The sequence below is a fragment of the Phycisphaerae bacterium genome (assembly GCA_035384605.1).
Lineage (GTDB): Bacteria > Planctomycetota > Phycisphaerae > UBA1845 > PWPN01 > JAUCQB01.
Genome location: DAOOIV010000048.1, coordinates 26,618 through 38,409 on the forward strand (window position 1 = coordinate 26,618; position 11,792 = coordinate 38,409).

The following is an 11,792-nucleotide window of genomic DNA, read 5'->3' on the forward strand; positions in this document are numbered from 1 at the left end:
CGGATCATGGGTTGAGCATCCATGATCCGCAACGCCCAGTAGTGGGTGGGAGGTCGCGCGCGAACTCCTAATCAGTTGAGTTCGCGACAAACGTAGAGGGTGCGATCCAGGGCACGATAGACTCGTGCGTCCAGGAGACGAACATTCATTCCCCGGAGGAGAACATGAAACACATCGCCGCTTTCGTGACGCTGATCGTCGCTTCAACCCTTCAAGCCGCCTCGCTCATTCCTGTGGGGGTGCTCGATCCGGCCAAGCCCTACAGTGAGATCCGGGCCCTCAGCGCGGACGGGGTCTACGCCGTCGGATGCAGTTATGGCACGTGGGTCTATCCTGCGTCCAGCTTCACCGGCAACGGCCCGATCATCTGGTCGATGTCGGACGGTCTGGTGGCTCTGCCTTGCCCAAGCGGCGCGGCCACCATAGCTCATGGCGTGGCCGTCGGTATCGGTTCGAACGCCGGGAACATCATCGTCTCGGGGCTGCACGAGGGTAATCTTGTCCACCGCTATTACAAGGCCCCCCAGAGCAATCCGGGCGGTGGAGTGTGGGCCGACACCGCCAGCGCCGGCGGCTGGTCGATCTCCAGTCTGTGCGGGGGCAGTTGGAACGACCTGCGGAACGCCGTCCCCAACGACACGGGCTGGCCACCCTTGGGAGCATGGTACACTGGAGCTATAAGAGATGGTGCTTACGGACGGGACGCCTTCTTGCGCGGCGATCCTTTCATCGGTTGGGACGGTACCAACGTCAACGCAGTACATTCCATCAGTTCCTATGCCGTGCTCGTGGGCAGGAGCATGAAAACCCCGAGTACCGCGTTCTTTGAGTCGTCGAGTTCGGCAAATCCGTTTACCGACGTTCCGGGAAGCAGCGGTTTCCGTGCCGACGGCCACGGGATTTCCTCCAGCTTTGGGAAATCCGCTACCAGCGATTTCGATGTGCAGTGGATCTGCGGGCAGGCTCAGAACTACAACGGCCCCGGGACCACCATGCAGGCCTTCCGTTGGAAGCGCGGCGACGCGTCGATGACCTTCCTCGGCTCGCTGGCACCGCCAGGGGGAGGCGACACGGGCAATAACAGCAGTTGCGCTTACGCGATCGCGGACAACGGCATCACTGCCGGCAGGAGCTTCTTCGGTGCCGCCGGCGGGAACCCTTCCTATGAAGTCGCCACGGTCTGGGGCATTGACGGGTTGCCACAGTCGCTGGAAGCGATGCTGGCCGATGCCGGCGTCGATACCAGCGAGTGGACTCATCTGGTGCGGGTGTACGCGATTTCGGACGACGGCAAGACCCTGGCCGGCATGGGCACCTGGGCAGCCGATGGCAGCACCCGCGGCTTCGTTGCCCACCTCGATGATTTCATCGTCAAAGGTGCCTGCTGCGTGACTACCGGTCTGGGTACCGGGACGTGCAGCCATGTCACGCGTGCGGAGTGCGACGCCTTGGGAGGCAGATACCTGGGCGATGGGGTCCAGTGCGGCGCAAACAACTTCAACTGCGGTGGTTTCTGCCCCATACCCTTTGCTGATGCCGACGTGGACGGTGACGTTGACCAGGCCGATTTCGCTGCGTTTCAGGCCTGTTTTACTGGGCCGCTCGGCGGCTCGCCCGGCCTCGCGGATGCGTGTGCGTGTCTGGATCGCGGGCTGGGCGCAAGCGACGGTGACATCGATGCCGACGATCTGGCGGCATTCGAGGCATGTGCCACGGGTCCCGGGATTCCGTGGGTCGCTGAGCAACTCCCGTTGTGTGTTCCAGGTGACGGCACATTGCCTTGAGAACACCCAGGGGGGGTACACCGTCGTTCATCGAACGGTGACAAGCTACGTTATCAGGAGTCGTCCTGGTCGCAGAGACATGGCAGCCGAAGGGCGGTAATGAGCGCGGCCGGCGAGATCAGCAGTTCCCCCGTTCGGCAGCAGAATGTCGTCCTTGCTTGGGCGTCCGGTGAGCCGGGTGATCGAGAACCGAGTGCCGGGGATGGCGTGTTTGCCGGCCGTATCGGAAGAGATCCCATAAGACGACGTCTTTCGTGTTGCGTGCCGCACGCCAGGGCATGAGTGATGAGGTCTTTGTGGTAATGGGAGGTTGATCTACTTCCCGCCCTTGTCGTTCACGCCCTTGACGCGCATTTTCACCGCGTAGAGTCCCTTGCCGGCCGTAATGAAGAGCGTCCTGCGGTGCTTCCCGCCGAAGCAGACGTTGGCCGACCATTCTTCCGGCACGTCGATGTGGTCGATTTGGTTGCCGGCCTTGTCGAAAACGGTCACGCCCTTGCCGGTCAGGTAAACGTTGCCTTCGCTGTCGATGGTCATGCCGTCCGAGCCCATTTGGCAGAACAATCGTTTGTTCGTCAGTGATCCGTCCGGGCGGATGTCATAAACGTACGTACGCTGGGCTCCCAGGTCGGAGACAAAGAGCGTTTTGCCGTCCGGGGTGCCGGTGATGCCATTGGGCGTCTTGAGATCGTCAATGACGCGGGTGAGTTGCCGCGGCGCGCCGGGCTTGTCCTCCTCGCGATGCGGTGCGAGGTAGTAGACGCCTTCCACTTCCTGCTCCTGCGGCCCGCGCTTCCACCAGTCTCGTTTGTACCACGGGTCGGTGAAATAGAGACCGCCATCGGGCCGCAGCCACACGTCGTTGGGCGCGTTGAGCAGCTTGCCCTTGTACTCCTTCACCAGCACGGTCACTTTCTTGTCCGGCGTGATCATCCAGAGTTCGTTCTTCTCGTCCGCGCAGGAATAGAGGTTTCCCTTTGTGTCGAACATCATGCCGTTGGATCGATTGCTCGGCTTCATGAACACAGAAAGCCTGCCGTCGACACTCCATCTCATGATGCGGTCATTGGGCTGGTCGGTGAAATAGACGTTGCCTTCGGCGTCACAGGTTGCCCCTTCGGTAAACTCAAACTCCCTCGATAGTCTTTCGACGCTCGCACCCGGCGCGGTCACGCCCCGCTGCCCAGCCGCCGCACATCCAGCCGCAAGCGAAACTGACAGGACAACTACTGACTGCCTGACTCGGTTCACGTTCTGTTCCCTCGCAGTGCACACGGAAGACGCGCAACGATCCGGCCCCCGGCCGTCATGTCGGGACGCATTCTTGCATGTGGGCCAGGCTTGTATCGCGTTTGTCACGATTTTTCTTCGGCCGGTTTCTCTCAACCGGCACACTTCGCCGCACGAGCAGTCCGCGACGAAGCAGGCCTCTTCGAGGCGGAGTTGCCCGACGAATTGCTCTTGGCAATGGGCGTGGGGAGGAATCCCAGCGGCGCCTGCACGCAACCGGTCTCGGAATCCTTCCGTGTCATCGCGGTCCTGATGCGACTTTTCGGTACCGGTTTGGTCGCTTGATCTTTTGACCGGTTGAGCTTGCGGCCTGCCTTGGTGGGCGGAGCGCTCAAGACAGGATTCTCCGGCCCGACGAGCGGATCACCCGGCTGGATCGAGGACAGCCGTTCCTTGATGTTCTTGACGTATTTGTCGGAGATCTCGAAGCCAATGAACCGCCGATTCAGCTTCTTGGCGACGGCTAGGGTTGTGCCGCTTCCGCCGAAAGGATCGAGCACCAGCTCGCCTTCATGCGAGCAAGCCCGAATGATCCGTCCGAGGAGTTGCTCGGGCATCTGGCACCCGTGCCAGCCACGGCGTTCGCCGAATGTGCCGGCCACCCTCGAGAAGTACCACGTGTCGCTGTGCGGCGGGAAGCGCTCGGGGATGTCTTGCGGGCGCAGGACGAAGCCGTCCTTGGTCGGGACTTCGGGCGGCAGGATCGGGCTGATCATCCAGGTATCGTCCGGCATCCGGCCGTCGGGTGCGGCTCGTTTGTCGCCGTAGACCAGCTCACGAGCCGAGGGGACGCGGACAGCCAGAGAGTTGAAGGTGAAATTGCGGGGGTCCTTGACGAAGTGGAACAGATGGGCGTGGCTGCGGGTGAACTTCTGCTTGCAGTGCACGCCGAAGGTGTAGAACCAGATGACCCAACTGCGGCAATGCAGCCCCAGCTCGCGCGTGCACAGCACCTTGAGGTCGGCGGCATACTCATCGCCGATCGCCAGCCAGAAGGTCCCGTTCGGCTTCAGCACCCCGATGACGCCCTCGATCCACTTGCGCGACCAGGCGATGTACTCGTCGCTCGCGCGGCGGTCGTCGTAGACGTCATAGTCGTAGCCGATGTTGAACGGGGGATCGGCAAAGGCCAGGTCAACAGACCCCTCGGGCAGCTTGCCAAGGCCTTCGATGCAGTCCAGATGATGGATTTGGTCGAGCTCCATGGCGTCCTCCGCGCCTTATGGTAGCACGATCGACGGGGACCGCAATATCTTGAGTCCGACGTTCCCATCGGCGCTCACATCGGGGTGCGTAGGTTAGCAAGGGGTTAGGTAGTTGTCAAGTAACCGGAATCCAGCGGTCCGGGCTCGACACAAGTCTCGGAATGCTCGAAAACGTGTTTCCCCGCCCTATTCGCCACCGGTCGGGCAGGCACACGACCGCCGCCTTGGTCGGCACAATCAGGGTATAGCAGGAGGGTCGTGAGGGATGACGGATGGGGGCGCAGAAGATAGGTGATGGGTTCTCCATTCTGAGGATGGGTTGTTTTTGTCGGTTGTCCGGTTCTGCGGAACCGGTTCTCGGTCCATGCGTATAATTGCACAGAGACCTTGCCAGTCATTCATTGCGGGTGGGCCGGTTCTCGCGGTTGTTCCACAAGTCGGGTCCAAGAGTCAAAGGGTTGCCGATTCAGGAGATTTCGCCATGTGTTCGCGCTCAACACCTTTATGTGTGTCCGGGGTGATCGGTTTCGGAGTGCTCCTCGGGTTGGCCCTCGCCCAAGAAACCAAACCCGCAAGGCGGGCGGTCTCGGAACAGACAACGACGGAGCAGAAGCCGGCAGGCGAAAGGCCGGAGCGGCCGATCGAGATCAGTGGGCCGTTCGCCCACGACAACTTGGCGGTGTACTTCGTGCATGGAGAGGACCGGCTCAAGGGGCGAGATCTGCTGACGCTGGCGGAGGCGCTTGAACAGAAGAAGGCCAGGATCCTCGAGACTTCCGACGTGAACGAATTGACTATCGAGAACCTTTCCAAGGACCAGGAGGTCTTCGTGCAGGCCGGTGACATCATCAAGGGCGGCAAGCAGGACCGTGTGTGCGGGGACGATCTGATCGTGGGGGCGAAATCGGGGAAGGTCAAGCTCAGGGTCTTCTGCGTGGAGCAGGGACGGTGGGAACAGCGGGGAAATGAAACGGCCGTGCTCTTCTCGAGTTCGTACAACGTGGTACCCTCGAACGCCCTGAAGGCGACCGTGCGACGGAAGGGCGACCAACAGCAGGTTTGGGCCGGCGTGGCAGAGACGCAGAAGAAGCTTTCCATGAATGTGGGGACGCCGGTGGCGAGCCAGGCGTCGGATACCAGCCTGCAACTGTCGCTGGAGAACAAGGAGCTTCGCAAGCAGACGGCGGAGTACACGGACAAGCTGTCCGAGGCGCTCGCGGGCAGGGAAGACGTGATCGGTGTGGTGATTGCCATTAACGGCGGTCTGGAGAGTGCGGACACATACGCCTCGCCGAAGCTGTTCAAGAAGCTATGGCCCAAGCTGTTGGAGGCCGGGGCCACCGAGGCGATCGCCCGGCGGGACGAGAAGAAGAAAGACGTTTCACCGCCGTCGATCAAGGTCGTAGAGGAGTTTCTCACCGCCTCGACGGACAAAGCAAAGACGACTCAGGTGTCGAAGCGCATCAGGACAGTCGAACGGGAGTCAAAGCAGATGATCATGTTTGAGACACTGGATGCTCAGCAAGGCGATGCGGCGGTGCATGAAAGCTATATGATAAAGTCGCAAGAGTGATGGTCGAACCAGGCGCGATGCTCGATCATCTGCAGCAGGTGACGCCGACGGGGAGGTGGCGTTGATGGTGATGAGGCGGTAGGCTTGTGCCATGAGCATGCACCAATGGACAGGACTCACACGGCGGCGGTTTCTTGAATCGGCGGCCTGCGGGCTGGCACTGGACAGGATGGCACTCGCGGCCACCGCCACAGGAAGTGGGGATGAACCTTTCTTCCTCACGCGCGGTGTGGTGATCACGGAAGAGGACCTGACGCTGGCCGACTGGCCCGAGCGGGCCGCGGCCGCCGGCCTGACCACCATTGGGCTGCACGCACCGAAATCGCCAAGGCTGCTCGCCAGGTACATTCAATCGGACGGGGGACAGAAGTTTCTCGAAACCTGCCGGCGGCTTGGCCTGGGTGTCGAGTATGAGTTGCATGCCATGCAGGACCTGCTGCCGCGAGAGCTTTTCGACAAGGCCCCCGAGCTTTTCCGGATGGACGACAAGGGGTCGCGGGTTCGTGAATGGAACTTGTGCGTCCACTCGGAGCGGGCGATGCAGACGGTGGCCGAGAACGCCGTCGATCTGGGCAAGACGCTCCGCCCGACCACCGGCCGGTACTTCTACTGGGGGGATGATGGGTGCCCCTGGTGCCGCTGCCGGCAGTGTGCCGGGCTGAGCGACAGCGACCAGTCGCTGCTCGTTGCGAACCGGATCCTCGACGCCATCCGCAAGGTCGATGCGAAGGCGCAGGTAGCGTACCTGGCCTACGATAACACGCTGCCGCCGCCGAAGCAGATCAAGCCGAAGTCAGGCGTTTTCCTGGAGTACGCACCGATCCATCGGCGATATGACGTGCCCTTCGAGCGGGCTGACGACTTGAAGACCCGGCAACAGTTCGAAATGCTCGACGCTAACCTGGACGTCTTCGGGCGGGCAAACGCACAGGCGTTGGAGTACTGGCTCGATGTCTCGCTGTTCTCAAAGTGGAAGAAGCCGGCCGTGAAGGTCCCGTTCGATCCGAAGGTCCTGACGGCCGACCTCGATACCTACGGCCGGCGCGGCATCCGTCACGTCACGACCTTCGCCGTGTACATCGACGCGGACTACGTATCGCGTCACGGCGAGCCGCCGTTGAAAGACTACGGCGAGCAACTCCGGCGATGGCGCCGGCAGCCAAGCCATGGTTAGAACGACATCGCAAGGCGGCCAATTCGGTGAGACAGGCAAGCATGGATTCGGCTAGTGACGTTCGCCGGTCGGTTTCTCGGGTTCCGACGATTCCTCGACTTGGGGCTCGGCAACCATGAACCCGAGTGACTGAGGCGTCGAGCGGATGTCCTCAAATGTGAATGGGCGGCCACACTCAGGACATCGCTGGTCTCGCAGGCCATAGAGGTTGCACCCGCAGCCCGGACACATCCCGACGGACTCGCATTGCTCGATCGGCACCAACCACCGCCACAGGTAGTAGGCCGGCGTGCCAACCACAAGAACAGCGAGCCAGAACAGAGTCTCCTTGGGAGAGGCCTTGATGGCCAGCACGGTCATCAATGCGGAGGCCGCAATGAAGAGCACCGGCAGAATTGGATATCCCCAGCAGCGGCACGGGCGGGAGAGGTCCGGGCGTCGGATGCGCAATACGATCAAGGATACGGCCGCCCCGGCGTAGAAGATCCACATGGTAAAGACAAAGCCGCCGGTCAGACGCTCAAACTGCTTAAGGAAACAGACGGCCACGCAGGCAAGGATGGCCTGGCACCAGAGAGAGACATAAGGCGTCTGGTATTTTGGATGAATGCGTCCGAGGACGCGAAACAGCAAGCCGTCACGGGCCTGGGCGAAAGTAACCCGGGCACCGGTGATGATCGAGCCGTGCGATGCCCCAAGAGTCGAGATCATCACCAGAATTGTGGCGAGCGTTCCGCCGACGGGGCCGCACAGGCGCTCCATAACCAGTGGGACCACCCAAGGCACACCGCGCATCTCGGACAGCGGCAGCACATAGATGTACGTGGCATTGACCGCCACAAAAAGAACCGCGGTGACGGCGGTTCCAACAAGGAGAATGCGAGGCAGCATGCGGCCGGGCTCGCGGACCTCGCCGGCGACCGAGGTGACGTCGGCCCATCCATCGTAGGTCCACAGCACTGCGGCCAGCACCGGGGCGAGGGCGGCCAGAAACGGCTTGGGCGAATCGACGGCCGCAAGATTCTCGCTGGAACCTCCGGTCAGAAGCAGACCGAGCACGATGATCGCCGCAAGAGCCAGGGCTTTCAGGCTGGTGAGGAAGATGGCCAACCCGGCGCCGAGTTGAACGCGCACCGTGTTGATGGCGGTGAGCACGATGAGCACCAGGCAAGTCATGGCAGGCACGTTCCAGTTCAGGCCGAGAAGCTTATTGAAGTGCTCGGCGCAGACCATGGTGATGGCCGACGCCGCCAGCGGCTTGCCGAGCAGCATGTAGGTCCAGCCGAAAACAAAGGCCACGGTCCCGCCGAGGCCCTCGTAAATGTACGCATAGATGCCTCCCGATCGCGGGAACATGGTGCCGAGTTCAGCGAAGGTAAGGGCCCCGGCCAGGGACAGCGTCCCGCCGACCGCCCACAGCAGCAGGATCAGCCGCGCGTCGCCCATCTCAGCGGCGATCGAGGCCGGGGTGCGGAAGATCCCGCTGCCGATCATGATCCCGACCATGATCCCGGAGCCGCCCCAGAAGCCGATGCTTCGCGGCAGATCCCGTTTCATCGCAGCCCTCTCAGATGGCATCCTCGCCCGTCGTATGGCGAGGAGAGGAACCGCCGGGAGACACTGGGTCGAGCGGATGTAACGACTGACAACATCGCATTTGAGGTAGCGTCGTGAGGTGCGAGCGTCCAACCGGGCACGTATACAACCGGCTGCGGACATGCCGATGCCGTCGCTTGAACACTCGCGATCATGGCCGCGATTCTATGGGGTGGTCCCTGGGCAATCAAATGGTTGCCGAGCATCCTGCCGGTTTGCGGAAGTTCGTTTCCCGGATGGCGGCAAGGCACCCGCCACTGTTTGTCCGGGATTCTTCATGACGCGCAGTGCGCCGTGTGAGGCGGGGCACAATTGTTCGGGATGGCCGATAAAGCGCTGTCTGGCCGTATGGTCGTCGTCTGATAACCAGAAATCTTGTGAACGGGCTTTGACTTGCTGCGAGGTGCGAGCATAGCATTCTGCGATTTTCGCCGTTTGCACAGGGGAGAGAAGAAATGAGAACTGGACTACTCCACACGTGTGTTTGCATCCTGACCTTTGCGGGTGCCGCTCAGGCCGCCCTGCTCTCGTATGAGTTTCAGCCGACGCCGGTCGACCTTTACGACCTGGACCATGCTTATGCGTACAGGTGGGGTCTCGACTGGTCCCCTCCGGACGACACCGTGGTCGTGTCGGCCAAGCTCGAGATCGAGAACCTGAAGAACTGGACCGTGGAACCCAATATCCTCTACATCCATCTGCTGGATATTGTCCCGACGGGCGTGACCCGGCAGTACGACAATCGGCCGGGCGACTGGTTTGAGGGTCAAGGCGTCCTCCTGACGACTTTCACCGACACCCGGACATCAAACAGCCAGCCTGCGGTGGACTGGTCATACGACTTCTCGGCGCAAGATCTGGTCGTTCTGAACAGCTATGTTGCCGACGGCACGTTCGGCCTGGGTTTCGATCCGGACTGCCACTACTACAATGACGGCGTGAAGCTCACGCTCCTCGTCGACCATACGCCCGAACCGGCGATGCTGGCTCTGCTGGGGGGGCCGTTGCCTCTCGTGCTCAAACGCCGGCGTCGGCACGGATGACGGGCAGGAACAACGCAAGAAGCAAAGAATCCGGGAGGGTCTTGGCCGCCACGGCGACCAAGACCCTTTCGTACGGACTCCGTCGGTTCTCGCACGCATTCTGGGAGCGATGTTCGACCGGCATACCAGGAGAATTGGCTGACGGGGACCTCGATCGTCGCGCAGCACCCCGCCGGAACCGGGGGTTCTCAAGGGACCAGCGTCCGTTTTCAGGGTTGCACGGTCTTGAGCTGTCCCACCTCGTAAGGGGATACCCGAGCTCTGGGGCCGTATCGTTTGACGTACATTTTGCCGCTGATGGTGGTCCATTCCAGGGGCTTGAGATACTGCCCCGATCCATCCGCAAAGGCACAGGCCAACCCGCCTTTCTTGCTGTGGCGGAAGTGAGGCAGGCGGCCCCATTCTCTCTCATAGTTCTCGATATATGGCCCATTGATGTTGCCATTGGTGATGAGGAGTGCCGGTTCGCCGCTGACATCTTCGTTGCCGCCGTCGCAGAAAAGCACTACCTCACTTGGGCGTATGACTTTGTCCATGCGGCCCTCCAGTCGCCGTCCGCCTTCGCGAACGCCGTTGTTCCACGGTTTCCCCTCGCCGTCATGGGGGTTGGTCACTCCCATGACGTCCTCGTTTGCGGCGTACGAGATGACGCCGAACATGTCAAACGGCGACCAGACGTTGTTGACCAGCACCTTATCCGAGGGGCAGATGAAGATGTCGCGTCGGCCGAACTTCTCAAAGTAGTAAGCCGGCTCGGATTTGAGGGCGGTGTCGAAGTATTGCTCATTTCGCTTGAGCGACGGCATGCTGAGTTGAGGCGCGTAAGCAACGGGCCAGGCCTTCAGTTGGGCGGTTGTTTGCCCGAAACAGCCTGCCTGGTAGGCATACTTTGTTAAGCCGCTGTCGATGACCGTCCATTCATCCTCGCGGCCGATCAGTTGCAGGTACCCCTTATGTTCCATCGAGAAGGAGAGAGCAGCCTTCGGCAAGTTCGACATGTTGACCAGACATACGACTCGCCGGGCTTGTTCCCGCGCGAGGGACAGAGAAGGCAGAAGGATGGCAATGAGCAAGGCGATGATCGCGACGACAACCAGGACTTCGATCAACGTGAAGCCGGCGGTCGACGCGGGTGAACCGGCGGAATGCTGATCCGTACCCCGCCGTCGGGTGCGTATGTTCGGTTTTTGCGGCAAGCACGCTGCCATTGTTCCACCTCACCGAGCAACATTGCAGCCCGAAATCGATACCGGACGCGAGGGACCATCCTTTCGCCCGCCGCGGTAAGACGAATTGTACCGCCCTTGCCTTCCAGACGCAACCGACGAGGAGCCGTAATCGGAATGACCGATGAAATCCGAAGCCTGCACGTTGAAAGGGTGGGAATGAGAAGCTTTCTGGACGCAGGGAGCGGGGTTTGGGGGATTTGAGATTTGAGAGGGGGCTGAGGGTTGCGGGGCGGGGGTTGGGGGCTGCCGATTGGGAGTCGGCGGGTTGGGGGTTGGAGCGAGGGAGGGGGTGGGTTCGTTCGGCGCGGGGGGTGTGACAGTGGGCTTGGGGGGATTTGAGATTTGAGAGGGGGCTGAGGGATGGGGGGTGGGAGTTGGGGGCTGCGGGTTGGGGGATTCGAGGCCGTCGGTTGACGGGTGGTTGCGGAGGTGGTCGAGGTGGGCCATGAGTCTGTTGAGCTGTCGGTCGATCATGGTTTCGTAACGGATGAGGCGGTCGAAGTCGGGGCCGACGGGGAGGACGCCGCGTGAGCCGGCGGCGTCGTATTTGGTGTAGATGAGGCCTTCGTGGGGGCCGCAGCCACGGCCTACGACGCGGTCGTTGTGGACGCAGTCGGCTTCGTATCGCAGGGCCCGGCGGAGGCGCCAGTAGCAGACGGCGATCCGCTCGACGAGGAGGCGCTGGGTCGGGCCGACGGGTTGATATTCGGCGGTAAGCTGATTGAGGAGTTCATCGAAGGCGTCGCGATCCTCGGCCGGGTCGTCGCGGATGATGGCGTGGCGGGCGAGGAGGCCGTGCTTAAGGGCGTTGCGGCTGGAGCGGGCCTTGCCTTCGGGGGTCCTGGGGCCGGTGGATTTGCGGGCGTTGGCGCGATTGGCGGCGATTCTGGCGGGGGAG

General features: G+C 61.7%; 9 protein-coding genes. 5 read left to right on the forward strand and 4 right to left on the reverse strand.

Features of this window, described 5'->3' with window-relative positions:
• The first annotated feature begins 164 nt into the window (after positions 1 to 164).
• Complete coding sequence (locus tag PLL20_12065) at positions 165 to 1,784, forward strand: hypothetical protein (GenBank protein HPD30724.1); 1,620 nt, start codon at positions 165 to 167, stop codon at positions 1,782 to 1,784.
• Between the two features lie 315 nt (positions 1,785 to 2,099).
• On the opposite strand, the gene PLL20_12070 is transcribed toward PLL20_12065, so the two are convergent.
• A complete protein-coding gene (locus PLL20_12070) occupies positions 2,100 to 3,035 on the reverse strand; it encodes an SMP-30/gluconolactonase/LRE family protein (protein HPD30725.1) in 936 nt (311 codons plus the stop codon).
• Between the two features lie 131 nt (positions 3,036 to 3,166).
• Positions 3,167 to 4,279 (reverse strand): site-specific DNA-methyltransferase, encoded by a 1,113-nt coding sequence (locus PLL20_12075; protein HPD30726.1) that lies wholly within the window; start codon positions 4,277 to 4,279, stop codon positions 3,167 to 3,169.
• A gap of 481 nt (positions 4,280 to 4,760) precedes the next feature.
• Between PLL20_12075 and PLL20_12080 the strand changes: the two genes are divergently transcribed.
• Together PLL20_12080 and PLL20_12085 are read left to right on the forward strand one after the other, a co-directional pair.
• Complete coding sequence (locus tag PLL20_12080; protein HPD30727.1) at positions 4,761 to 5,852, forward strand: hypothetical protein; 1,092 nt, start codon at positions 4,761 to 4,763, stop codon at positions 5,850 to 5,852.
• Between the two features lie 91 nt (positions 5,853 to 5,943).
• Positions 5,944 to 7,026, forward strand: a complete 1,083-nt coding sequence (locus PLL20_12085) for a DUF4838 domain-containing protein (protein HPD30728.1) — start codon at positions 5,944 to 5,946, stop codon at positions 7,024 to 7,026.
• Positions 7,027 to 7,077: 51 nt separating this feature from the next.
• Here the strand turns inward: PLL20_12085 and PLL20_12090 are convergent, their stop codons facing one another.
• The gene (locus PLL20_12090) at positions 7,078 to 8,583 is read right to left on the reverse strand and encodes an amino acid permease (GenBank protein ID HPD30729.1); all 1,506 of its coding nucleotides are present in this window, start codon (positions 8,581 to 8,583) and stop codon (positions 7,078 to 7,080) included.
• Between the two features lie 494 nt (positions 8,584 to 9,077).
• Here PLL20_12090 and PLL20_12095 point away from each other — a divergent pair, with 494 nt between their 5' ends.
• Positions 9,078 to 9,665 (forward strand): hypothetical protein, encoded by a 588-nt coding sequence (locus tag PLL20_12095; GenBank protein ID HPD30730.1) that lies wholly within the window; start codon positions 9,078 to 9,080, stop codon positions 9,663 to 9,665.
• A 209-nt stretch (positions 9,666 to 9,874) separates the two neighbouring features.
• On the opposite strand, the gene PLL20_12100 is transcribed toward PLL20_12095, so the two are convergent.
• Positions 9,875 to 10,873: a prepilin-type N-terminal cleavage/methylation domain-containing protein gene (locus PLL20_12100; protein ID HPD30731.1), complete on the reverse strand. Its 999-nt coding sequence runs from the start codon at positions 10,871 to 10,873 to the stop codon at positions 9,875 to 9,877.
• A 588-nt stretch (positions 10,874 to 11,461) separates the two neighbouring features.
• Between PLL20_12100 and PLL20_12105 the strand changes: the two genes are divergently transcribed.
• Positions 11,462 to 11,792: hypothetical protein (locus PLL20_12105; GenBank protein HPD30732.1), on the forward strand; the 331-nt coding region annotated here is incomplete at its 3' end.